We start from the raw sequence: 23,329 nt of genomic DNA, 5'->3' as shown, positions 1-23,329 counted from the left end.
CTTTCCGCGGCGCGTGTCGAGCACTCGACGCGGGCCACCCGCCGTGGTTCTGCTTGCAAACACCGCCGTGGCGATGAGGCGATTACGCGACGCCTCGCCTACCACGGCGGCTTACAACAACTTGCGTGGCCGGACGGGCCGGCCACCTCTGCCGCTTAGCGCTTCTTGCGGTTGGCGATGTGAATGGCGCCGCCATTCACCGCCAGGGCTGCTTCGTGCAGCGCCTCGGACAGCGTCGGATGCGAGAACACCATCATGCCCAGGTCTTCGGCGCTGGTGCCGAATTCCATGCCGATCGCGCCCTGCTGCACCAGCTCGGCCGCGCTCGGGCCGATCACGTGAACGCCCAGCACGCGGTCGGTCTTGGCATCGGCGATGACCTTGACCAGACCACCGGTATCGTTGGCGGCCATGGCACGACCGCTGGCGGCGAACGGGAAGGTGCCGACGTTGACGGCAACGCCTTCGGCCTTCAGCTGCTGCTCGGTCTTGCCGACCCATGCGATTTCCGGGTGGGTGTAGATCACCGATGGGATCAGGTCGTAGTTCATCTGCGCCTTGTGGCCGGCGATGCGCTCGGCAACCATCACGCCCTCTTCCGACGCCTTGTGCGCCAGCATCGCGCCACGCACCACGTCACCGATGGCGTAGACGCCCGGCACGCTGGTGGCGCACTGGTCGTCGACATAGATGAAGCCACGCTCGTCCAGGGTCACGCCGCTGTCGGCGGCCAGCAGATCGGTGGTCACCGGGCGGCGGCCCACCGCCACGATCAGCTTGTCGAAGGTCAGCTTCTGCTCGCCTTCGGCGTCGGTGAAGCTCACGGTGACCTGCTTCTTCTTCACTTCCGAACCGGTCACGCGGGCGCCCAGGCGAATCTGCAGGCCCTGCTTGGTCAGGGTCTTCAGGGCTTCCTTGGCGATCTGCTCGTCGGCAGCCGGAAGGAACTTGTCCAGCGCCTCGATCACGGTGACTTCCGCGCCCAGGCGCGACCACACCGAACCCAGCTCCAGGCCAATGACGCCGGCGCCGATCACGCCCAGCTTCTTCGGTACGCTCTGGAATTCCAGGGCGCCGGTGGAATCGACGATCACGTCCTGATCGACCGGGGCCGGGGGGATATCCACCGGACGCGAGCCGGAAGCCAGGATCACGTTGCCGGCTTCGATGACCTGGGTCTTGCCGTCCTTGTCGGTGACTTCGACCTGCTTGTTCGCCAGCAGCTTGCCGTGGCCTTCGAGCAGGGTCACGCCGTTGGCCTTGAACAGGCCGGCGACGCCACCGGTGAGGTTCTTGATGATGCTGTTCTTGCGCGCCACCATGGCCGGGACGTCGATGGTCACGCCCTTGGCTTCGATGCCGTGCACGGCGAAGCCGTCTTTGGCTTCGTGGTATTTCCAGGAGCTGTCCAGCAGCGCCTTGGACGGGATGCAGCCGACGTTCAGGCAAGTACCGCCGAGGGCGACCTTACCCTCCTTGTCCTGGTACTTCTCGATGCAGGCGGTCTTCAGACCGAGCTGCGCTGCTTTGATGGCCGCTACGTAGCCACCAGGGCCGGCACCGATGACTACCACGTCGAATTTCTGGGTCATAACGTATTCCTTCTCGAATAAACCGGACGGCCCTGTGAACAGGGCCGCCGTGGGAGAGACTGGCTTTTAGATATCCAGCAGCAGACGCGCCGGGTCTTCCAGCAAGTTCTTGATGGTCACCAGGAAGGTCACGGCTTCCTTACCATCGATCAGGCGGTGGTCGTAAGACAGCGCCAGGTACATCATCGGGCGGATCACCACCTGACCGTTGATCGCCATCGGACGCTGGATGATGTTGTGCATCCCCAGGATGGCCGCTTGCGGCGGGTTGACGATCGGGGTCGACATCATCGAGCCAAAGGTACCGCCATTGGTGATGGTGAAGGTACCGCCGGTCATCTCCTCGATCGACAGCTTGCCGTCTTTGGCCTTCTTGCCGAAGGTGGCGATGCCGCTCTCGATCTCGGCCAGGCTCATCAGCTCGGCGTTGCGCAGCACCGGCACCACCAGGCCGCGGTCGCTGGATACGGCGACGCCGATATCCTGGTAGCCGTGGTAGACGATGTCGTTGCCATCGATCGAGGCATTGACCGCCGGCAGGCGCTTGAGGGCCTCGACAGCGGCCTTGACGAAGAACGACATGAAGCCCAGGCGCACGCCGTTGTGGGTCTTCTCGAACAGCTCCTTGTACTTCGCGCGCAGCGCCATGACTTCGGTCATGTCGACTTCGTTGAAGGTGGTCAGCATGGCCATGGAGGACTGCGCCTCGACCAGACGCTCGGCGATCTTGGCGCGCAGGCGGGTCATCGGCACGCGCTTCTCGGTGCGGTCGCCAGCGGCGAAGACCGGAGCGGCAGCGGCCGGAGCGGCGGCAGGCTTGGGCGCCTGCGCGGCCGGGGCGTTCTTCTTGGCTTCGACGGCGGCGACCACGTCTTCCTTGGTCACGCGGCCACCCTTGCCGGTGCCGGCAATGCTGTTCGGGTCGATGCCGTTCTCTTCGGCCAGCTTGCGCGCGGCCGGCGAGAGGATGGCGTCGTCGCCAGCGGCAGCCGGGGCGGCGGCCTGAGCCGGAGCAGCAGCAGCGGCGGCCGGAGCGGCAGCCGGAGCAGCGGTGGCGGCACCGCCTTCGCTCAGTTTGCCCAGCAGCTCGTTGGAGAGCACGGTGTCGCCTTCGTTCTTGACGATCTCGGCCAGGACGCCATCGGCCTCGGCCAGCACTTCGATCACCACCTTGTCGGTCTCGATGTCGACGATCAGCTCGTCGCGCTTGACCGCATCGCCCGGCTTCTTGTGCCAGGTGGCCACGGTGCCGTCGGCAACCGATTCCGGGAAGGTTGGGGCTTTGATCTCGATAGCCATTGTGTGTGTTTCCTTAAATTCGGTTTTTACCAGGAGGCGACACCCGCCGCCCCCTGGGTGAAGGCGTTAAACAGTAAAGGCGTCCTGCAGCAGTTTTTCCTGCTGTTCGGCGTGCATCGAGGCGTAACCGCAAGCCGGTGCGGCCGAGGCCTCGCGACCGGCGTACTCGAGGAACAGGGCCTTCTTGTGCGCACTGGCAACCCGGCGCATGTGGTGCTGGCTGCAGTACCAGGCGCCCTGGTTCATCGGCTCTTCCTGGCACCAGACGATGTGCTTGAGGTTCTTGTACGGCGCCATCACCTCGGCCAGATCCTCTTCCGGGAACGGGTAGAGCTGTTCGATACGGACGATGGCGATGTCCTCGCGCCCCTCGGCACGACGCTTCTCCAGCAGGTCGTAGTAGACCTTGCCGCTGCACAGGATCAGACGCTCGACCTTCTTCGGATCGAGTGCATCGATCTCGCCGATCACGGTCTGGAACGAGCCTTCGGCCAGGTCTTCCAGGGTCGAGATGGCCAGCTTGTGGCGCAGCAGCGACTTCGGCGTCAGCACCACCAGCGGCTTGCGCAGCGGGCGGATCACCTGGCGACGCAGCATGTGGTAGACCTGCGCCGGAGTGGTCGGTACGCAGACCTGCATGTTGTGCTCGGCGCACAGCTGCAGGTAACGCTCCAGACGCGCCGAGCTGTGCTCGGGGCCCTGCCCTTCGTAGCCGTGCGGCAGCAGCATGGTCAGGCCGCAGAGGCGCCCCCATTTGTGCTCGCCGCTGGAGATGAACTGGTCGAACACCACCTGGGCACCGTTGGCGAAGTCGCCGAACTGGGCTTCCCAGATCACCAGCGCGTTCGGCACGGTGGTCGAGTAGCCGTATTCGAAGGCCAGTACCGCTTCCTCGGAGAGGAAGGAGTCGTACAGCTCGAACTTCGGCTGCCCTTCGTAGAGGTTCTTCAGCGCCACATAGGTGCTGGCGTCCTTCTGGTTGTGCAGCACCGCGTGACGGTGCGAGAAGGTGCCACGGCCGATGTCCTGGCCGGTCATGCGGATCGGGTGGCCTTCGAACAACAGGGTGGCGTAGGCCATGGTTTCGGCGTAGCCCCAGTTGATCGGCAGACCACCTGCGCCCATCTTCTGGCGATCCTCGAGAATCTTCGCCACCTGGCGCTGAACCAGGAAACCCTCGGGGATTTCCAGCAGCTTGGCGGACAGATCCTGCAGGGTCTTCAGATCGAAGCGGGTGTCGTGACGAGCGGTCCAGGCATGGCCCAGGTACGGACGCCAGTCGACGAACAGCTCCTTGTTCGGCTCCTTGACCAGGCTCTTGACCACGTGCTGGCCGTTGTCCAGCGCAGTGCGGTACTCGTCGATCTTGGCCTGCACCTCGTCGCTGCTCTGCACGCCGGCAGCAACCAGGGCGTCGGCGTAGAGTTCGCGGGTGGTGCGCTGCTTGGCGATCTGCTGGTACATCAGCGGCTGGGTGCCGTTCGGCTCGTCGGCCTCGTTGTGGCCACGACGACGGTAGCAGACCAGGTCGATGACCACGTCGCGCTTGTACTGCATGCGGTAGTCGACGGCCAGCTGGGTGACGAACAGCACGGCTTCCGGATCGTCGCCGTTCACGTGGAAGATCGGCGCCTGGATCATCTTCGCCACGTCAGTGGCGTATTCGGTCGAGCGCGAGTCTTCCGGACGGCTGGTGGTGAAACCGACCTGGTTGTTGATCACGATGTGGATGGTGCCGCCCGTCTTGTAGCCACGGGTCTGCGACATCTGGAAGGTTTCCATGACCACGCCCTGGCCGGCGAAGGCCGCGTCGCCGTGGATGGAGATCGGCAGCACCTTGTCGCCAGCGGCGTCGTTGCGACGATCCTGGCGGGCACGCACCGAACCCTCGACCACCGGGGAGACGATCTCCAGGTGCGAGGGGTTGAACGCCAGCGCCAGGTGCACTTCACCGCCGGCGGTCATGACGTTGGAGGAGAAGCCCTGGTGGTACTTCACGTCGCCGGACGACAGGCCTTCGGTCTTCTTGCCCTCGAACTCGTCGAACAGGTCGCGCGGGTTCTTGCCGAAGGTGTTGACCAGCACGTTGAGGCGGCCGCGGTGGGCCATGCCGATGACGATTTCCTTAGTGCCGTAGGAACCCGAGCGCTGGATGATCTCGTCCAGCATGGGGATCAGGCTTTCGCCGCCTTCCAGGCCGAAACGCTTGGTGCCCGGGTATTTGGTGCCCAGGTATTTTTCCAGGCCTTCGGCAGCGGTGACGCGCTCGAGCACGTGTGCCCGCACCTCGGCAGAGAACTGCGGACGACCGCGCACGCTTTCCAGGCGCTGGGCGAACCAGTGGCGCTGACCGGAGTCGACGATGTGCATGAACTCGGCGCCGATGGTGCGACAATATGTCTGCTGCAGCGCATCGCGAATTTCGCGTAGCGTTGCCTCCTCTTTGCCGATGTACAGTTCGCCGGTGCGGAAGGTGGTGTCCAGATCGGCGTCGGTCAGACCGTAGTGGGTGATCGACAAGTCGGACGGCGCAGTGCGCACCCACAGCCCCAGCGGGTCGAGCTGGGCGGCCTGATGGCCACGCACGCGATAGGCCTGGATCAGACGCAGCACTTCCACCTGCTTCTTCTCGTGCTCGCTGCTCACGGTTCCCGCGGAAACCGGCTGGGCACGACGCGAATTCTTGGCGAGCAGGACGAAGTGGTCGCGGATGGTCGAATGCGACACGTCCGTTGCGGCGCTGCCGTCGGTCGGCAACTTCTGGAAGTAAGTGCGCCACTCTTCTGGCACAGCGTTGGGATCGTGCAGGTAGAGCTCGTAGAGCTCTTCCACGTAGGCAGCGTTGCCACCGGATAGGTGGGCACTGTCCCACATGCGCTGCATCACGCTTTCTTGCATGCTTGGTCACCCTCGGTAAGGGGACACCACCGGCGTGGACACCGCATGGTCGTACCCGAGCCCTGGTGCTGCGACTCGGATAAAGCCACTTCGGTTCCCGCAGATAGTCCGGGTACCAGCCCGGATGCCCCTGCTGGTCGTCATATTTTTCGAGTAGGAACCGCGGCTTTGTGGGCTGCGGTTCTAGCTTTACTGCGAGACCGGCCGAAGCCGGGCTCGCAGGTGTTACGGGTACAGCAACTTGCGAATCAGGTACCGCTCTGCAGCAGCATGTTGCGTACGTGACCGATGGCCTTGGTCGGGTTCAGACCCTTGGGGCACACGTTCACGCAGTTCATGATGCCGCGGCAGCGGAACACGCTGAACGGATCATCCAGCGAGGCCAGACGCTCGGCGGTCTTGGTGTCGCGGCTGTCGGCCAGGAAGCGATAGGCCTGCAGCAGCGCGGCCGGACCGAGGAACTTGTCCGGGTTCCACCAGAACGACGGGCAGCTGGTCGAGCAGCAGGCGCACAGGATGCACTCGTACAGGCCATCCAGCTTCTCGCGCTCTTCCGGGCTCTGCAGACGCTCGATGGCCGGAGCCGGGGTATCGTTCTGCAGGAACGGCTGCACCTTCTCGTACTGCTTGTAGAAGATGCTCATGTCGACGACCAGGTCACGAATGACCGGCAGACCCGGCAGCGGACGAATCACCAGCTTGCCACCTTTGAGCCCCGCCGCGGACAACGGGGTGATGCAGGCCAGACCGTTCTTGCCGTTGATGTTCATGCCGTCGGAACCGCATACGCCTTCACGGCAGGAGCGACGGTAGGAGAAGCCTTCGTCCTGCTCCTTGATCAGCGCCAGCACGTCGAGAACCATGACGTCCTTGCCGCCGGTGTCGACCTGGAAGTCCTGCATGAACGGAGCGGCGTCCTTCTCCGGGTTGTAGCGATAAACACTGACTTGCAACATATCAGTCACCCTTAATAAGTCCGAACCTTGGGTTCAAATGCCGGAACGGTCTTCGGCGCGAAGTTGACCGCACGCTTGGCCACGCGCTTCTCACCCGGGAAGTACAGGGAGTGGCACAGCCAGTTCTGGTCATCGCGCTCCTCGAAGTCTTCGCGGGCGTGGGCGCCACGGGACTCTTTGCGAGCCTCGGCCGCCACCGCGGTCGCTTCGGCGACTTCGAGCAGGTTTTGCAGTTCCAGCGCTTCGATACGCGCAGTGTTGAACGCCTGGCTCTTGTCCGCGATCTTGACGTTCGCGATGCGCTCACGCAGGTCGGCCAGTTGTTGGATGCCCTTCTGCATGTATTCGCCGGTACGGAATACACCGAAGTAGTTCTGCATGCACTGTTGCAGCTCTTTGCGCAGCGGGGCGACGTCTTCGCCGGTGCTGCGCTGGTTGACGCCGGACAGGCGCGCCAGCGACTGCTCGATGTCGGTCTCGCTGGCACCGCGGACTTCCACGCCTTCTTTCAGCGCTTTTTCCAGGTGCAGGCCGGCGGCACGGCCGAATACCACCAGGTCGAGCAGCGAGTTGCCGCCCAGACGATTGGCACCGTGCACCGATACGCAGGCCACTTCGCCCACGGCGAACAGACCTTCGATGATCTTGTCGTTGCCGTTGGCGTCCTGGGTGATGGCCTGGCCATGGATGTTGGTGGCCACGCCGCCCATCATGTAGTGGCAGGTTGGAATCACCGGAACCGGCGCGACCACCGGATCGACGTGAGCGAAGGTCTTGGACAGTTCGCAGATGCCCGGCAGACGGCTGTGCAGCACTTCTTCGCCGAGGTGATCGAGCTTCAGCAGCACGTGGTCCTTGTCCGGGCCACAGCCGTTGCCGGCGATCACTTCCTTGACCATGGAACGGGCGACCACGTCGCGACCGGCCAAGTCCTTGGCGTTCGGCGCGTAGCGCTCCATGAAACGCTCGCCATGGGCGTTGATCAGGTAACCACCCTCGCCACGGCAGCCCTCGGTGACCAGTACACCGGCGCCGGCGATGCCGGTCGGGTGGAACTGCCACATCTCGATGTCCTGCACCGGCACGCCGGCACGCAGGGCCATGCCCACGCCGTCGCCGGTGTTGATCAGGGCATTGGTGGTGGAGGCGTAGATACGGCCGGCACCGCCAGTGGCCAGGACCACGGCCTTGGAACGGATGTAGACGGTCTCGCCGGTCTCGATGCAGATGGCAATGATGCCGACGATGGCGCCGTCCTGGTTCTTCACCAGGTCGACGGCGTACCACTCGTTGAGGAACGAGGTGCCGGCCTTCAGGTTGGCCTGGTACAGGGTGTGCAGCAGGGCGTGACCGGTACGGTCGGCCGCGGCGCAGGTACGGGCCGCCTGGGTCGGATTGTCCGGCCCCTTGGACTGGCCACCGAACGGACGCTGATAGATGCGGCCCTGCTCGGTACGGGAGAACGGCAGGCCCATGTGCTCGAGTTCGAACACGGCTTCCGGGCCGACGGAGCACATGTATTCGATGGCGTCCTGGTCACCGATGTAGTCGGAGCCCTTGACGGTGTCGTACATGTGCCAGCGCCAGTCGTCGTTCGGGTCGGCCGAGGCGATGGCGCAGGTGATACCGCCCTGGGCGGACACGGTGTGCGAACGGGTCGGGAACACCTTGGTGACCACGGCAGTCTTGTGACCGCCCTGGGCCAGTTGCAGCGCAGCACGCATGCCGGCGCCGCCGCCACCCACGATGATGGCGTCATAGGAGAGAGTACGGATGCTAGCCATGAATCAGAAACCCCACAGAATCTGCACGCCCCAGACGAACATCGCGAACATGGCGATGCCGCACACGGCCTGGAACAGGAAACGCACACCGGTCGCCCACTTGCCCAGCGCCATCGGCGTCAGGTAGTCGGTGGAGATGGTCCACATGCCGACCCAGGCATGCACGCTCAGTGCAACCAGGGCCAGCAGGCTGAAGATGCGCATTGCGGTATGCGAGAACAGGCCGTGCCATTCGGCGTAGCCCATGCCCGGATTGCAGATCACATAGCCCAGCAGAAACAGCGTGTAAGCCGCGAGAACGACCGCAGACACGCGTTGCGCCATCCAGTCATAGAGGCCCGAACGCGAGAAATTTGTGACATTAGTTACCATATCCACACCCCCAGCAGCACGATCACGACCGCCGAGACGGCGATGACGATTTGCGAGCCCAGCTTGCCGCCTTCCAGCGTCTCGCCGATGCCCATATCCATGATCAAGTGGCGTACACCGGCCACCAGGTGGTACAGCAGAGCGGACAGCAGACCCCAGATCACGAACTTGGCCAGCGGGCTGGCCAGACATTCTTTCACCTGGGCGAAGCCCTCTTCGGAGGTCAGCGACTTGTCGAGGCCGAACAGCAGGATGGCGATACCGACAAAGAGGATGACACCGGAGATGCGGTGCAGAATGGACGTGTAAGCGGTGATTGGGAGCTTGATAGTCCTAAGGTCTAGGTTTACAGGTCGTTGGCTATTCACGGCTTTTATCACACTGAGAGCCCCTAACTATCAGGGCAAAGTTGTTGGGAAGTGCACTGGTCAGGTACCCATCACCCAAGGAGTGACGACCGCCATGATTATGGCCGCAAAGCCCCTGGCGGTCGGGCGCAGAGTATAGACAGTTAGCAGACTAATGACAATGCAATGGCCTACCCCAAAAAGCGCATTGCAGGCGCTAAACAAATGGCGTAAATAGCGGCCTTTTTTCGCGGAAAAACCCGCCGAAACCCTTCTGCCGCCTGGGTTTTCGCAAATTGACTTTCGGATTTATCCCACTATAGTGGTGCGGGCCCTGCGTGGGGGGCTGTCTGATGATTTCAAGCATAACTAGGAGGCCACATATGGCTGACAAAAAAGCGCAGTTGATCATCGAGGGCAATGCCCCCGTCGAACTGCCCGTTCTGACCGGCACCATGGGTCCCGATGTAATCGATGTGCGGAGCCTGACCGCCACGGGTCGGTTCACCTTTGATCCTGGCTTTATGTCGACCGCCTCTTGCGAGTCGAAGATCACCTACATCGACGGCGACAAGGGCATCCTGCTGCACCGCGGCTACCCCATCGAACAGCTCGCCGAGCAATCGGACTACCTGGAAACCTGCTACCTGCTGCTCAACGGCGAACTGCCGAGCAAGGAAGAGAAGGCCAAGTTCGTCGGCACCATCAAGAACCACACCATGGTTCACGAGCAGCTGAAGAGCTTCTTCAACGGTTTCCGCCGCGATGCCCACCCGATGGCCATCATGTGCGGCGTGGTCGGCGCCCTCTCCGCCTTCTACCACGACTCGCTGGACATCAATAACCCGCAGCACCGCGAAGTCTCGGCCATGCGCCTGGTGGCCAAGATGCCGACCATCGCCGCCATGACCTACAAGTACTCCATGGGCCAGCCCATGATGTACCCGCGTAACGACCTGAACTACGCGGAAAACTTCCTGCACATGATGTTCAACACCCCGTGCGAGATCAAACCGATCAGCCCGGTACTGGCCAAGGCGATGGACAAGATCTTCATCCTCCACGCCGACCACGAGCAGAACGCCTCCACCTCCACCGTACGCCTGGCCGGCTCTTCCGGCGCCAACCCCTTCGCCTGTATCGCCGCCGGCATCGCCGCGCTGTGGGGCCCGGCGCACGGCGGCGCCAACGAGGCGGTGCTGAGCATGCTGGACGAGATCGGCAGCGTCGAGAACATCGACAAGTTCATCGCCAAGGCCAAGGACAAGAACGACCCGTTCAAGCTGATGGGCTTCGGTCACCGCGTGTACAAGAACTTCGACCCGCGCGCCAAGGTGATGAAGCAGACCTGCGACGAAGTGCTGGCCGAGCTGGGCATCAACGACCCGCAGCTGGAACTGGCGATGAAGCTCGACGAGATCGCGCGCAACGATCCGTACTTCAAGGAACGCAACCTCTACCCGAACGTCGACTTCTACTCGGGCATCATCCTCAAGGCCATCGGCATCCCGACTTCCATGTTCACCGTGATCTTCGCCCTGGCGCGTACCGTCGGCTGGATCTCGCACTGGAAGGAAATGCTCTCCAGCCCGTACAAGATCGGCCGTCCGCGCCAGCTGTACACCGGCTACGAGCAGCGCGACCTGCCGAGCGGCCGCGACTGATCGCCAGCGCGACGCGAAAAAGGCTGCCCGATGGCAGCCTTTTTTATTGGCTCGCAGTACATGCGGCGATCTTTCTGCAGCAGGGTGGTTTTATCCGCGAACTTCGCGGATAACCCCTACTTCCGCCCAGAACCCTCGACCAGCGCCTTGAGCGCTTTCAGCGTCTGCAGCGGCGCATCGACGACGAAGCTGTTGGCCAGCCAGGACGGCACGCTGCCGCCCGGCTCGGTATGCGCCTGGTAGACCACCTCCACCTGGCCCTCGCCCAGCGGCCGCAAGCGCCAGATGCCCTCCAGCTTGCGCAGCCGCACATAGCCGCGCTGCTCCGGCAGGCGCGTCGGCGCCGCCGTGAGCCGACGAGTGACGCTGCCGTCGGCGCCGACCTCGGTGGCGACCTGCAGCACCGAATCGCGCGGCGTCACCGGCCAGGGCGTGGCGTAACGGCTGTAGATCCAGCTCAGCGCGCCTTCGCTGCCGAGCAGGCGCTGCTCGCTGCAGGCGTAGTCCAGGCGCAGGAGGCGGCGACGTCCTCCTGCAGGGCGAGCAGGGTCGGCATATCGGCGCGCAGGACGACCACGCCGCGATAGGCCTGATAGCGCGAACCCGGCACCTCGGCCAGGTACACGCGCACACCACCCTCCTCCCGGGCCAGCCGCCATTGCAGCTCCACGGCCGGCGCGCTCGCGGCCAACAGCAGCAGGCCCAGCAGAGCGCCTCGCACGCCTCCTTTCATCGACACTCCCAGCGTTCAGGCCACCGCCGTGGCCTGTTCCAGCCACCCCAGCAGACGGATGGCGGCCTCGCGGCTATCGCCGCAGACCTGTTCGTCGGCGCTGAAGCCGACGCACACCGCCGGCCGCTCCGGGCGTCCGAACAGGGCACAGAGATGCTCGGCGGACAGATGGATGCAACGCTCGCCGGCCGGCTTGCCCTGGGGCATTCCGGGAATCGGCGAGCTGATGGAAGGCGCGATGCAACAGGCACCGCAGCCTGCACGACAGTCCATGACAAACCTCGACATGCGGATAGAACGGCGGCGATGCTAATTTCGCGCGCGCCGCCAGTCGAGGCCTTTCGCGATCAGCGGCCGCGCTGCAAGCGCGCCAGCAGGCTGGACGTATCCCAGCGTCCGCCGCCCATGGCCTGCACCTCGGCGTAGAACTGGTCGACCAGTGCGGTCACCGGCAGCTGCGCGCCATTGCGCCGCGCCTCGTCGAGCAGGATCGACAGGTCCTTGCGCATCCAGTCCACGGCGAAGCCGAAGTCGAATTCGCCGGCCAGCATGGTCTTGTGGCGATTTTCCAGCTGCCAGGACTGCGCCGCGCCCTTGCTGATCACCTCCATCGCGCCGTGCGCGTCGAGACCGGCGCGCTGGGCGAAATGCAGCGCCTCGGACAGCCCCTGCACTAGGCCGGCGATGCAGATCTGGTTGACCATCTTGGTCAGCTGGCCGCTGCCGGCAGCGCCCATCAGACGGATCATCCGCGCGTAGCTCTGGATCACCGGCTCGGCGCTGGCATAGGCCTCGGCCTCGCCGCCGACCATCACCGTCAGCACGCCGTTGACCGCGCCGGCCTGGCCGCCGGACACCGGCGCATCGAGAAAGCCCAGGCCGCGCTCGGCGGCGAGCGCCGCCAGCTCGCGGGCGACATCGGACGACGCGGTGGTGTGATCGACCAGGATGGCGCCCGGCGCCATGCCGGCGAAGGCGCCCTGCTCGCCCAGCACCACACCGCGCAGGTCATCGTCGTTGCCCACGCAGCACATCACCAGCTCGGCGCCCTGGGCCGCCTCGCGCGGCGTCGGCGCGCTGCTACCGGCGTATTCGGCCATCCATTGTTCGGCCTTGCCCGGCGAGCGGTTGTACACCGTCACCTGATGGCCGTTGCGGGCCAGGTGCCCGGCCATCGGATAGCCCATCACCCCCAAGCCGATAAACGCGACCTTCGCCATAGCTACCTCCTCCAGACATAGACGGCAGAGCCTAACACGGGGTTTGCCCTGGCCGGAAAGCCCTTCCATACTGCCTGCGCACGCAAGGGAGGGCCTATGGGACATTGGTTGATCATCGACCTGGAAGCCACCACCGACGAGGGCGGCTGGCCAGTCGAGGAAATGGAAATCATCGAGATCGGCGCCAGCCTGGTCGGCGCCGACGGTCATGAGCGCGATCACTTCCAGCGTTTCGTCAAACCGCAACGACGCCCCTGCCTGACCGCCTTCTGCCGCGAGCTGACCCATATCGCCCAGGCCGAGGTCGACGCCGCGGCGCCCCTGCCGCAGGTCTGGGCGCAGTTCGAGCGCTGGCTCGGCCAACACGCGCCGCGGCTGGTGGGCTGGAGCAGCTGGGGCGACTACGACCGCCGCCAGCTGGAGCAGGAATGGCGCCGGCACCAGCTCGCCAGCCTGCTCGCCGCGGTGCCGCACCTGAACCTCAAGCAGGCCTTCGCCAAGGCCCGTCAGCTGCCGCGGCCGATCGGCCTGCACAGCGCCCTGCAACTGGCCGGCCTGCAGTTCCAGGGGGCGCAGCATCGCGCGCTGACCGACGCGCGCAATACCGCTCGCCTGTTGCCGCTGGTGCTGCCGCTCAAAGACTGATGACGAAGAAAAGGCGCTTGGGCATACTGGCGGCCCCTTTTTAAACCCTCCCGAGGAATCGCAGATGTTCAAGGTCAACGAGTACTTCGACGGCACCGTCAAATCCATCGGTTTCGCCATGGCCGAAGGTCCTGCCACCATAGGCGTGATGGCCCCGGGCGAGTACGAATTCGGCACCAGCCAGCTGGAAGTGATGCACGTAGTCGCCGGCGCCCTGACCGTGAAGCTACCGGGCAGCGACAGCTGGAGCACCTTCGAGGCTGGCAGCAACTTCACCGTACCGGCCAACAGCAAGTTCCAGCTGAAGGTGGCAGTGGACACCGCCTACCTCTGCGAATACCGCTAAGCTGCCGCAGCGCCTCGAAGAACCGGCCCTCGCGGCCGGTTTTTTCTTGCTCCCGCAGAAGCTCGGGGCCCTCGGTGCGCACGGCGCACCCTACGCTCAGATGCACCTGAAAGCCGATTAACCCGCCAAGGACCGCCCCATGCCCCGCACCGCCCTTCTCGCGCCCATCGGCCTGCTGCTGGTGGCGATGATCTCGATCCAGAGCGGTGCCTCGCTGGCCAAGAGCCTGTTCCCGCTGGTCGGCGCCGAGGGCACCACGGCGCTGCGCCTGGTGCTCGGCGCGATCATCCTGTCGCTGGTGATGCAGCCCTGGCGCACCCGCCCGAACCTGGCCGCCTACCGCCCGCTGCTGGCCTATGGCCTGGCCCTGGGCGGGATGAACCTGCTGTTCTACATGTCGCTGCAGAGCATTCCGCTGGGCGTCGCCGTGGCCCTGGAGTTCACCGGGCCGCTGGGCCTGGCGCTGCTGTCGTCGCGGCGCTTGCTGGATTTCGCCTGGATCGCCCTGGCCGTCTTCGGCCTGTGGCTGCTGCTGCCCAGCGATCTGGCGCAGACCCAGCTCGACCCGCTGGGTATGGCCCTGGCCCTCGGCGCCGGGCTGTGCTGGGCGCTGTACATCGTCTTCGGGCAGAAGGCCGGCGCTGCCCACGGCCGCCAGACCGTGGCCCTGGGCACCTGGGTCGCCGCCCTGCTGGTGCTGCCCATCGGCCTGTGGCAGGCCGGCGGCAGCCTGTTCTCGGTGGATCTGCTGCCCATCGCCCTGGGTGTGGCGGTGCTGTCCTCGGCGCTGCCCTACAGCCTGGAGATGGTCGCCCTGACCCGCCTGCCGGCGCGCACCTTCAGCATCCTGATGAGCCTGGAACCGGCCATCGCCGCGCTTTCCGGGCTGCTGTTCCTCAGCGAGCAGCTGAGCTGGAACCAGTGGCTGGCGATTGGCGCCATCATCCTCGCCTCGGCCGGCGCGGCCGCGACGATCAAACCCAAGAGCTAGCCGGCCTCACCGAACTGCAACTCGGCCAGGCGCGCATAGAGCGGGCTGCCGGCCAGCAGTTGCGCGTGGCTGCCGATGGCCGCCAGGCGCCCCTGCTCGATCACCGCGATGCGTTCGGCCTGCTTCACCGTGGCCAGGCGGTGCGCGATCACCAGGGTGGTGCGCCCGGCCATCAGGCGCGGCAGGGCCTGCTGGATCAGGTGCTCGCTCTCGGCGTCCAGTGCGCTGGTGGCCTCGTCGAGCAGCAGGATCGGCGCATCGGCGAGCAAGGCGCGGGCGATGGCCAGGCGCTGGCGCTGACCGCCGGAAAGCCCCCGGCCGGCGTCGCCCAGGTGGGTCTGGTAGCCCTGCGGCAGGCGCTGGATGAACTCGTGGGCATGCGCCGCGCGCGCGGCTGCCTCCACCTCGGCCTGGCTGGCATCGAGGCGGCCGTAGCGGATGTTGTCCTCCACCGTGCCGTAGAACAGCGCCGGATTCTGCGACACCAGGGCGAAGCAGGCGCGTAGCTCGCGCGGGTCGAGCCGCTCGATCGGCACGCCGTCGATCAGGATGCGCCCGCCCTGCGGGTCGAAGAAGCGCAGCAGCAGGTCGAACAGGGTCGACTTGCCGGCGCCGGACGGCCCGACCAGCGCCAGGGTCTCGCCGGCGCGCACCTGCAGGCTGATGCCATCGACCGCGTAGTGCTCCGGACGCCCCGGATAGGCGAAGCGCAGATGCTGCAGCTCAATCTCGCCGCGCACCGGCTGCGCCAGGTGCTGCAGCCCCTGTTGCGGCGCAGCGATCTCGTTGCGCGCACGCAGCAGTTCGGCGATGCGTTCGGCCGCACCGGCGGCGCGCTGCAGCTCGCCGATCACCTCGCTCAGGGTGCCGAACGAGGAGCCGACGATCAGGCTGTAGAACACGAAGGCCGCCAGCTCGCCGCCGGAAATGCGCCCGGCGATCACGTCCATGCCGCCGACCCAGAGCATCACCCCGACGGCGCCGAGCACCAGCACGATGACCAGGGTGATCAGCCAGGCGCGCTGGGCGATGCGCTTGCGCGCCACCGCGAACGCCGCCTCGGCGGACAGGCCGAAGCGGCGTTTGTCCTCGTCCTGGTGGTTGTAGGCCTGTACCGTCTTGATCTGCCCCAGCACCTCGCCGACGTAGCTGCCGACGTCGGCCACGCGGTCCTGCGACAGGCGCGACAGCGCGCGCACGCGACGGCCGAAGATCAGGATCGGCGCCACCACCAGCGGCAGCGCCGCCAGCACGATGCCGCTGAGCTTGGGGTTGGTCACCACCAGCAGCACGCTGCCGCCGACCAGCATGATCAGGTTGCGCAGCGCCATCGACAGCGACGAGCCGATCACCGATTGCAGCAAGGTGGTGTCGGCGGTCAGGCGCGACTGGATCTCCGAGCTGCGGTTGCTCTCATAGAAGCCCGGGTGCAGCTCGATCAGGTGATCGAACACGCGCCGGCGAATATCGGCGACCACCCGTTCGCCCAGCCAGGACACCAGGTAGAAGCGCGTGTAGGTGCCCAGCGCCAGGGCCAGCACCAGGACGAAGAACAGCCCCAGCGACTGGCGCAACGCCGCCGGCGACTGGGTGGCCAGCCCCTGATCCACCAGCAGCTTGATGCCCTGGCCCATGGACAGGGTGATCGCCGCAGTGAACAGCAGCGCCAGCAAGGCGCCCAGCACCCGCCCGCGATAGGGCGCGATAAAGCGCCAGGCCAGGCGCAAGGCGCCGCGCTGACGGGAGGAAAGCAGCGATGTCATGGGGTTTCGGGTCGCCTCAGCAATAGATAGAAACCAGCGCCAGCCAGGCCGTCCGCACCAGCGGCCGCTCAGTCATGCAGAAAGCGCTCGGCGTGGTCGGCGCTGGGCAGCAGGCATACGTCATGCCGCCCGAACAGGCGGTAGCGGTTCAGCGCGATGCGGTCGTAGCACCAGTCGCGCAGCGGTCGCGGGATCAGCCGCAATCCGGCCAGCCCCCGCCAGGGCCAGGGCAATTGGGCGAGGATGCCCAGCACGGCGTCGGAACGCAGCAGCAGGCGACCATTTTCGATCAGCGCCATGCTGTCGAAACGCTCGCTGGGCAACCCGTACCAGGCCAGCAATGCCTGCCCCTGGGCGGACTGCACCGAGGCCAGGCGAAATTGCCGCGCACGGTCGTGGCGGATGAGGAATTTCGCCCAGCCGTTGCACAGCTTGCAGACGCCGTCGAACAGCACGACGCGCTCACCAGCGACGAGACCGGGCGGCAGTACAGGTTCAGTCATGGTGCGGCACTCGCCTGTCGAGCGAGCGGGCGGTAGTGGCCGGTAATGCGGAAGGCGAAGAGGATATCCTCCTCCTGAGCGCCACGGCCGATGTTGTGCAGGATCAGCGGCGTCCCCGTGGGAGCCTGGCGATCGCTGACGATGCCGATATGGGTGAGGCCGCGCCCCAGATCCCAGGTGACGATATCGCCAGCCCGGTAGGTGGCAGCGTCCTGACTGACCGGCAACGACCAACCCTGGCGCTTGAACCAGGTCATCAGGTTGGGCACGCGGCGGTGGTCGATATTGCGATCCGGCCGGCTCAACCCCCAGTTCTTCGGATAGACGGCGAAATTGCCGCGCATGTCGCGGTGCACCGCCTCCTGCAGATCCAGCCCCTGCTGGCGCAGCGCGCGGATCACCACGTCGGTGCACACCCCGGTCGCCATGGGCACGTCGCCGCCCGGATAGTTCAACTGGCGGTAAGCTGGGTCATAGCTCAGGGTCACGCCGACCTGCTGGCGCGCATCCAGCACCAACCTGTCAGCCTCGATGGCCTGCGCGGCCAGCGCCAGCGCCCAGGCCAGCAGTAGAACCAGCATGCGCATTGCGATCTCCTATCGAGCCAAGGGATACAGCAGTTCTTCCTTATACCCGGCCCAGACCCGCACGGCATCGGGAAAGGCGTCGTCCAGGGTCACCTCGCCGCTGTCCACCAGCAGCGGGCGGCCTTCCAGCGTGGCCAGCTTGCGCTTGGTGGCCACCACGCGCAGGCGCTCCAGGCCGATGGCGCGCAGCACGCGCGGGCTGATCTGCTGGTTGCCGCGGCCGAGGATATGGCCCTGGCCGCCGATGGCGGTGACCAGCAGATAGGCCGGATGTCCGTCGACCAGGGCCAGCAGCTCGGCCTCGTTGACGTCACGGGCGATCACCCGCCCGTCTTCGATCACATCGACGCCCAGCAGCGTGGTGTCCAGCCCCAGGTTCTGCGCCAGGCCGTGCAGGGTCGAGCCGGGGCCGAACACATAGCGCACGCCCGACTCCCACTGCGCCTCCAGCCAGGCGGCGAGATCGGCCAGCACCAGCTCCTCGGACTCCACCCCGCCCTGCTTGACCGCCTGCACATAGCCGCCTTCCTGCGGCACGCACAGTTCGCCGTACCAGCGCGCGGTGACCCGGCCCTCGCGCAGGGCATTTTCGTCGATATCGCGCACCTCGCCGCTGGTCAGGCGCACCAGGCCGCCCTCGACCAGGCGCGCGGTCAGCTCGCCGGCGGCACGCGGGCTGATGGCGTAGACGCCGGACTGGATCTTCACCCCGGCCGGAATGCCCAGCACCGGTTGCCCTTCCCTGACCACGGCGCAGACGTCCCGCGCCGTGCCATCGCCACCGGCGAACAGGATCAACGCCACCCCCGCGTCCTGCAGCTGCCGCACGGCGCGGCGGGTGTCTTCGGCGGTGGTGGCGCCTGCGCCCAACTCGCCCAGCAGGCGATGGGCGAAGCCCAGCTGTGCCAATAGATCGCCGCCCATGGCGCCCGGGTAACTGACGAACTCGATGCGTTCGCGCAATCCCAGCAACTGCTCCAACGCGGTGCGGGTGCGCTGCGCCGCCTTCGGCTCGATACCCAGGGCCAGCGCCTGTCCGGCCACGCCGTCGCTGCCCTTGAGCGCCGCCGGGCCGCCCAGGCCGGCCAGCGGATTGATGATCAGACCTATATGGAAACGCGACATGAATTCCTCGTTCGACACAGGCTGGCACGCCGCCTGCAATACGACCTTTGCTATGTGTTTTGTGACGGAGCGGCACCGTCGCAATTGTCACCGCGCCTTCATCTAGCCGCTCTAGACTGGCGCGCATCACTGATGAGGAGACAGGCCATGAGCTTGCACGACACTGCCGCCCAACGCCCCGCCACCCCGGTCAAGCATCCGCAGATGCCGGTGGGCGGTTTTATCATCGATGGCCAGGGCCGCGAAGTGCCGATTACCGAAGGCATGATCCAGCAGGCCTGCGCCGAGCTGGAAAAGACTCAGCAGCAGTCCCGGCGGCAAGGCTGAGGCGGCCAGGCGCCTGGCAGATCAGGCGCCTGGCGCTCCCCCTCAAGCGCGCGGCAGCAGTTTCAGCGACAGCGAATTGATGCAGTAGCGCAGCCCGGTCGGCCGTGGCCCGTCGGGGAACACGTGGCCGAGGTGGGCGTCGCACTTGGCGCATTTCACCTCGATGCGGTGCATGCCATGGCTGAAGTCGTCGAGCCGGGCGATCGCCTCGTCGCTGACCGGCTGGAAGTAGCTCGGCCAGCCGCTGCCAGAGTCGTACTTGGCGTCGGAGTCGAACAGCGCCTCGCCGCAGCAGGCGCAGTGATAGACCCCCGGCGTCTTGCTGTCGTGATACTCGCCGGTAAAGGGCCGCTCCGTGCCGCCCAGGCGACAGACATGAAACTGCTCCTGCGACAGTTCCTCGCGCCAGGCCTCCAGGGGTTTGTCGAGTTTGTCCACGGGCAGGGTTCCTCCTCGATAAAAGCCAGGCGATGCGTGACAGCGCTGGCCTTGGTTGTACGCGGGGCGCGTTGAGTTCGCGGCGGAAGCCGCTGCTACCTGGCCGCTACCTGGGCGCATCCTCGCTTAAAAAAGCCGGACTGGCACCTTTGCCGCGCTCAGGCCGCCACGTATGATTCGACGCCAGTCTGTCACCCGCGTTACAGGCTGCCAAGATTCTCCGTCGCGAGACTTTTGCAGCGTGCTTCGGCGGGTTATCCATCGCTCGGGATCCCTTACATGCAGGTCAGCAAATCGAACAAGCTCGCCAACGTCTGCTACGACATCCGCGGGCCGGTGCTCAAGCACGCCAAACGTCTGGAAGAGGAAGGCCAGCGCATCCTCAAGCTGAATATCGGCAACCCGGCGCCGTTCGGTTTCGAGGCGCCGGAGGAAATCCTCCAGGACGTCATCCGCAACCTGCCCACCGCCCAGGGCTACAGCGACTCCAAGGGCCTGTTCAGCGCGCGCAAGGCGGTGATGCAGTACTACCAGCAGAAACAGGTCGAAGGCGTCGGCATCGAGGACATCTACCTCGGCAACGGCGTCTCCGAGCTGATCGTGATGGCCATGCAGGCGCTGCTCAACAACGGTGACGAGGTGCTGATCCCGGCCCCCGACTACCCGCTGTGGACCGCGGCAGTGGCGCTGTCCGGCGGCAAGCCGGTGCACTACCTGTGCGACGAGCAGGCCGGCTGGTTCCCCGATGTCGCCGACATGCGCGCCAAGATCACCCCCAACACCAAGGCCCTGGTGCTGATCAACCCGAACAACCCCACCGGCGCGGTGTATTCGCGCGAGGTGCTGCTGGATATCGTCGAGCTGGCGCGCCAGCACAACCTGGTGCTGTTCTCCGACGAGATCTACGACAAGATCCTCTACGACGAGGCCGTGCACATCAGCACCGCCTCGCTGGCGCCGGACGTGCTGTGCCTGACCTTCAACGGCCTGTCCAAGAGCTACCGGGTGGCGGGTTTCCGTTCCGGCTGGGTGGCCATCTCCGGGCCCAAGCACAAGGCGCAGAGCTATATCGAGGGCCTGGACATCCTGGCCAATATGCGCCTGTGCGCCAACGTGCCGAGCCAGCATGCGATCCAGACCGCGCTCGGCGGCTACCAGAGCATCAACGACCTGGTGCTGCCCAACGGCCGCCTGCTCGAGCAGCGCAACCGCGCCTGGGAACTGCTCAACGACATTCCCGGGGTCAGCTGCGTCAAGCCGATGGGCGCGCTGTACGCCTTCCCGCGGATCGACCCCAAGGTCTGCCCGATCCACAACGACGAGAAGTTCGTCCTCGACCTGCTGCTGTCGGAGAAACTCTTGATCGTCCAGGGCACCGCCTTCAACTGGCCCTGGCCGGATCACTTCCGCGTGGTCACCTTACCAAGGGTCGACGACCTGGAGCAGGCCATCGGCCGCATCGGCAACTTCCTCAAGGGCTACAGCCAGTAGGCCGGCATGGATCTGCAGATCGACGACTTCTACAAGGACGCCGCCGGCGGCCTGCTGCTGCTCTATCAGGCCTTCCCGCGCAAGCTGGCGCTGTACGTCGAGGACCTGATCGGCCGCGAGGAGCCCGACGAGTTCGGCCTGCCGAGCAAGCGCCACCAGGCCTGTCTCGGCGCCCTGCTGTGGCTGGCCGAGGAAGGCTATCTGCGCTTCGAGTCGACCATCGCCTACGACGCGCTGGACCAGGCGGTGCTGACCGAGAAGGGTTTCCTGCGCCTGTCGCGGGCCATTCCCCACGCCGTGGGCGAGAGCCAGGCGCTACCGCCCAGCGTGCGCCGGGTGCATGCTACCCTGGCCTTCCAACTGCGCGAGGCGCTGGCCCAGCAACACGGCGAACGTACCGCGCGCCTGACCCGCCTGCTGTTCGAGAGCAACCTGCAGGGTTCAGGCGACATAGTTTGAAATAGTCGCTGGTTGAAACCCTGGGGGGCGCGCCCTTATATAGCCCGCATTACTCGTACGTCTTTCCCCGTGAGGAGTCCGTTCACACCATGATGCGCATTATGTTGTTCCTGGCCACCAACCTGGCGGTGCTGATCATCGCCAGCATCACCCTCAAACTGCTGGGGGTCGATCGCTTCACCGGCCAGAACCATGGCAGCCTGCTGATCTTCTGCGCCGTGTTCGGTTTCGCCGGCTCGCTGGTGTCGCTGTTCATCTCCAAGTGGATGGCGAAGATGAGCACCGGCACCCAGATCATCACCCAGCCGCGCACCCGCCACGAACAGTGGCTGCTGCAGACCGTCGAGGAGCTGTCGCGCGAAGCCGGGATCAAGATGCCGGAAGTCGGTATCTTCCCCGCCTACGAGTCCAATGCCTTCGCCACCGGCTGGAACAAGAACGACGCGCTGGTCGCCGTCAGCCAGGGCCTGCTCGAGCGCTTCTCCCCGGATGAAGTGCGCGCGGTGCTGGCCCACGAGATCGGCCACGTGGCCAACGGCGACATGGTCACCCTGGCGCTGATCCAGGGCGTGGTGAACACCTTCGTGATGTTCTTCGCGCGCATCTTCGGCAACTTCGTCGACAAGGCCATCCTCAAGAACGAGGACGGCCATGGCATCGGCTACTTCGTCGCGACCATCTTTGCCGAACTGGTACTGGGCATCCTGGCCAGCATCATCGTCATGTGGTTCTCGCGCAAACGCGAGTTTAAGGCCGACGAAGCCGGCGCCCGCCTGGCCGGCACCGGCGCCATGATCGCCGCGCTGCAGCGCCTGCGCGCCGAACAGGGCGTACCGGTGAACATGCCGGACAGCCTGACTGCCTTCGGCATCAACGGCGGCCTGAAGAACGGCCTGGCCGGCCTACTGATGAGCCACCCGCCGCTGGAAGATCGCATCGAGGCGCTGCGCCGCCTGGGTTGATCGCAAGCAACAATGAAAAGGCGACCTGCGGGTCGCCTTTTTTGTTTCGTAGGGCCGCGTGCAGCATCCCTGGCGGCGCGCGTGGCGAAGCCTACACAAGCTTCTCCAGCCGATAGACCACCTCGTCCAGCGCCTTGAGCTCATGACGGATGAACTTCCAGTTGCCCGCCAGCACGTCCTCGCGCTGCAGCTCCTGCACCTGCCAGGCGGCGGCGGCGTGCCGTTGCACCTCGTCGTCGCCGACGGCGAAGGGCGGCCCGTCCATCTGGCTCTGGGCGTAATCCAGGGTGATCAGCAGGCCGCGGCAACCGCGCGGCAAAATCGCCGTCAGGTGCGCCGCATAGCGCTCGCGCATCTGCGGCGGCAGGGCGATCAGCGCGGCGCGATCGAACAGCGCCTGGCAATCGGCGACATCCTCGGCGCGCAGGGCGAAGAAATCGCCGCACCACAGCTCCAGCGCGCCGGCGCGGTAGAGCTTGAACGCCCCGTGCCGGACGACCTCGGCCTGCAGGCCCTGCTCGGCGAAGAAGTCCTGCACGGCCTTTTCCGCCAGCTCCACGCCCAGCACGCGATAGCCCTGGCCGGCCAACCAGGCCAGGTCCAGGCTCTTGCCGCACAGCGGCACCAGCACTCGCGCGCCCACAGGCACCGCCAGCGCCGGCCAGTGCCGTTGCAGGTAGGGATTGACCTGATCCAGGTGAAAACCGATCTGATCGCGCGCCCAGCGCTCCTGCCAAAAACTTTCGTGCACGCAAAACCTCCAGGTAAATCGATGATAAGGCTCAAGAATTTATGCTGGTATCGGATAGGTCCAGCCACCAAGATGG

Annotated in this window: 23 protein-coding genes and 1 pseudogene; 8 read left to right on the top strand and 16 right to left on the bottom strand. The window is 65.5% G+C overall.

The features are described 5' to 3' along the window. Positions 1-155 precede the first annotated feature (155 nt). The 7 genes from lpdA to sdhC form a co-directional block, all read right to left on the bottom strand. Positions 156-1,592, bottom strand: a complete 1,437-nt coding sequence (gene lpdA / locus EA796_RS04825; protein ID WP_021442501.1) for a dihydrolipoyl dehydrogenase — start codon at positions 1,590-1,592, stop codon at positions 156-158. A 66-nt stretch (positions 1,593-1,658) separates the two neighbouring features. Further along, positions 1,659-2,891: a 2-oxoglutarate dehydrogenase complex dihydrolipoyllysine-residue succinyltransferase gene (odhB, locus tag EA796_RS04820; RefSeq protein ID WP_122107740.1), complete on the bottom strand. Its 1,233-nt coding sequence runs from the start codon at positions 2,889-2,891 to the stop codon at positions 1,659-1,661. A gap of 66 nt (positions 2,892-2,957) precedes the next feature. Then, positions 2,958-5,789, bottom strand: coding sequence for a 2-oxoglutarate dehydrogenase E1 component (locus EA796_RS04815; RefSeq protein WP_122107739.1), 2,832 nt, complete (start codon positions 5,787-5,789; stop codon positions 2,958-2,960). Positions 5,790-6,037: 248 nt separating this feature from the next. After that, positions 6,038-6,745 carry a succinate dehydrogenase iron-sulfur subunit gene (locus EA796_RS04810; protein ID WP_021442752.1) on the bottom strand — a complete coding sequence of 236 codons (708 nt, stop codon included), beginning with the start codon at positions 6,743-6,745 and terminating at the stop codon, positions 6,038-6,040. 11 nt (positions 6,746-6,756) lie between these two features. Then, positions 6,757-8,529 (bottom strand): succinate dehydrogenase flavoprotein subunit, encoded by a 1,773-nt coding sequence (sdhA, locus tag EA796_RS04805; RefSeq protein ID WP_021442751.1) that lies wholly within the window; start codon positions 8,527-8,529, stop codon positions 6,757-6,759. Positions 8,530-8,532: 3 nt separating this feature from the next. Further along, on the bottom strand, positions 8,533-8,901 hold the full coding sequence (gene sdhD, locus EA796_RS04800) for a succinate dehydrogenase, hydrophobic membrane anchor protein (RefSeq protein WP_024308045.1): 369 nt from the start codon (positions 8,899-8,901) through the stop codon (positions 8,533-8,535). After that, entirely contained in the window at positions 8,895-9,281 is a 387-nt protein-coding gene (sdhC, locus tag EA796_RS04795; protein ID WP_177342876.1) for a succinate dehydrogenase, cytochrome b556 subunit, read from the bottom strand. The genes sdhD and sdhC overlap by 7 nt, the downstream gene beginning before the upstream one ends. Positions 9,282-9,631: 350 nt before the next feature. On the opposite strand from sdhC, the gene gltA reads away from it, so the two are divergent. Beyond that, positions 9,632-10,912 carry a citrate synthase gene (gene gltA, locus EA796_RS04790; protein WP_021442749.1) on the top strand — a complete coding sequence of 427 codons (1,281 nt, stop codon included), beginning with the start codon at positions 9,632-9,634 and terminating at the stop codon, positions 10,910-10,912. A gap of 116 nt (positions 10,913-11,028) precedes the next feature. On the opposite strand, the pseudogene EA796_RS04785 reads toward gltA, so the two are convergent. The 3 genes and pseudogenes from EA796_RS04785 to EA796_RS04775 all read right to left on the bottom strand — a co-directional run bounded on the left by EA796_RS04785 (position 11,029) and on the right by EA796_RS04775 (position 12,865). Further along, a pseudogene (locus tag EA796_RS04785) lies at positions 11,029-11,645 on the bottom strand (START domain-containing protein). Between the two features lie 15 nt (positions 11,646-11,660). Further along, positions 11,661-11,918 carry a YkgJ family cysteine cluster protein gene (locus tag EA796_RS04780; RefSeq protein WP_122107738.1) on the bottom strand — a complete coding sequence of 86 codons (258 nt, stop codon included), beginning with the start codon at positions 11,916-11,918 and terminating at the stop codon, positions 11,661-11,663. 74 nt (positions 11,919-11,992) lie between these two features. After that, on the bottom strand, positions 11,993-12,865 hold the full coding sequence (locus EA796_RS04775) for an NAD(P)-dependent oxidoreductase (RefSeq protein WP_122107737.1): 873 nt from the start codon (positions 12,863-12,865) through the stop codon (positions 11,993-11,995). 96 nt (positions 12,866-12,961) lie between these two features. Between EA796_RS04775 and EA796_RS04770 the strand changes: the two genes are divergently transcribed. The 3 genes from EA796_RS04770 to rhtA all read left to right on the top strand — a co-directional run bounded on the left by EA796_RS04770 (position 12,962) and on the right by rhtA (position 14,847). After that, positions 12,962-13,510, top strand: coding sequence for an exonuclease domain-containing protein (locus EA796_RS04770; RefSeq protein ID WP_021444866.1), 549 nt, complete (start codon positions 12,962-12,964; stop codon positions 13,508-13,510). 64 nt (positions 13,511-13,574) lie between these two features. Continuing rightward, positions 13,575-13,856: a pyrimidine/purine nucleoside phosphorylase gene (locus EA796_RS04765; RefSeq protein WP_003240864.1), complete on the top strand. Its 282-nt coding sequence runs from the start codon at positions 13,575-13,577 to the stop codon at positions 13,854-13,856. A gap of 139 nt (positions 13,857-13,995) precedes the next feature. Then, positions 13,996-14,847 (top strand): threonine/homoserine exporter RhtA, encoded by an 852-nt coding sequence (gene rhtA, locus EA796_RS04760; RefSeq protein ID WP_122107736.1) that lies wholly within the window; start codon positions 13,996-13,998, stop codon positions 14,845-14,847. Here rhtA and EA796_RS04755 read toward each other — a convergent pair. From EA796_RS04755 to EA796_RS04740, 4 genes are all read right to left on the bottom strand, one after another. Next, a complete protein-coding gene (locus EA796_RS04755; RefSeq protein ID WP_122107735.1) occupies positions 14,844-16,610 on the bottom strand; it encodes an ABC transporter transmembrane domain-containing protein in 1,767 nt (588 codons plus the stop codon). The two genes, rhtA and EA796_RS04755, sit on opposite strands and share 4 nt — an antisense overlap. Positions 16,611-16,678: 68 nt before the next feature. Then, positions 16,679-17,113: a thiol-disulfide oxidoreductase DCC family protein gene (locus tag EA796_RS04750; RefSeq protein WP_122107734.1), complete on the bottom strand. Its 435-nt coding sequence runs from the start codon at positions 17,111-17,113 to the stop codon at positions 16,679-16,681. Next, positions 17,110-17,700, bottom strand: a complete 591-nt coding sequence (locus tag EA796_RS04745) for a DUF1287 domain-containing protein (RefSeq protein WP_122107733.1) — start codon at positions 17,698-17,700, stop codon at positions 17,110-17,112. Before EA796_RS04745 ends, EA796_RS04750 begins: the two co-directional genes overlap by 4 nt. A 9-nt stretch (positions 17,701-17,709) precedes the next feature. Next, positions 17,710-18,825: an ATP-NAD kinase family protein gene (locus EA796_RS04740; RefSeq protein ID WP_122107732.1), complete on the bottom strand. Its 1,116-nt coding sequence runs from the start codon at positions 18,823-18,825 to the stop codon at positions 17,710-17,712. Between the two features lie 147 nt (positions 18,826-18,972). Between EA796_RS04740 and EA796_RS04735 the strand changes: the two genes are divergently transcribed. Next, positions 18,973-19,152, top strand: a complete 180-nt coding sequence (locus EA796_RS04735; RefSeq protein ID WP_122107731.1) for a PA1571 family protein — start codon at positions 18,973-18,975, stop codon at positions 19,150-19,152. A 42-nt stretch (positions 19,153-19,194) separates the two neighbouring features. On the opposite strand, the gene msrB is transcribed toward EA796_RS04735, so the two are convergent. Then, the gene (msrB, locus tag EA796_RS04730; RefSeq protein ID WP_021442892.1) at positions 19,195-19,590 is read right to left on the bottom strand and encodes a peptide-methionine (R)-S-oxide reductase MsrB; all 396 of its coding nucleotides are present in this window, start codon (positions 19,588-19,590) and stop codon (positions 19,195-19,197) included. Between the two features lie 279 nt (positions 19,591-19,869). Between msrB and EA796_RS04725 the strand changes: the two genes are divergently transcribed. The 3 genes from EA796_RS04725 to htpX all read left to right on the top strand — a co-directional run bounded on the left by EA796_RS04725 (position 19,870) and on the right by htpX (position 22,502). Continuing rightward, positions 19,870-21,081, top strand: a complete 1,212-nt coding sequence (locus EA796_RS04725; RefSeq protein WP_021442893.1) for a pyridoxal phosphate-dependent aminotransferase — start codon at positions 19,870-19,872, stop codon at positions 21,079-21,081. 6 nt (positions 21,082-21,087) lie between these two features. Continuing rightward, positions 21,088-21,540, top strand: a complete 453-nt coding sequence (locus EA796_RS04720) for a hypothetical protein (protein ID WP_122107730.1) — start codon at positions 21,088-21,090, stop codon at positions 21,538-21,540. An 89-nt stretch (positions 21,541-21,629) separates the two neighbouring features. Next, positions 21,630-22,502, top strand: a complete 873-nt coding sequence (gene htpX, locus EA796_RS04715; protein WP_021442895.1) for a protease HtpX — start codon at positions 21,630-21,632, stop codon at positions 22,500-22,502. A gap of 91 nt (positions 22,503-22,593) precedes the next feature. Here the strand turns inward: htpX and EA796_RS04710 are convergent, their stop codons facing one another. Continuing rightward, positions 22,594-23,253: a thiopurine S-methyltransferase gene (locus EA796_RS04710; RefSeq protein ID WP_122107729.1), complete on the bottom strand. Its 660-nt coding sequence runs from the start codon at positions 23,251-23,253 to the stop codon at positions 22,594-22,596. Between the last annotated feature and the right edge of the window lie 76 nt (positions 23,254-23,329).

This window comes from Pseudomonas sp. AOB-7 (genome assembly GCF_003696305.1).
Classification (GTDB): Bacteria; Pseudomonadota; Gammaproteobacteria; order Pseudomonadales; family Pseudomonadaceae; genus Aquipseudomonas.
Note: the sequence above shows the minus strand (reverse complement) of the source record. Positions and strands in the feature narration are given on the sequence as shown.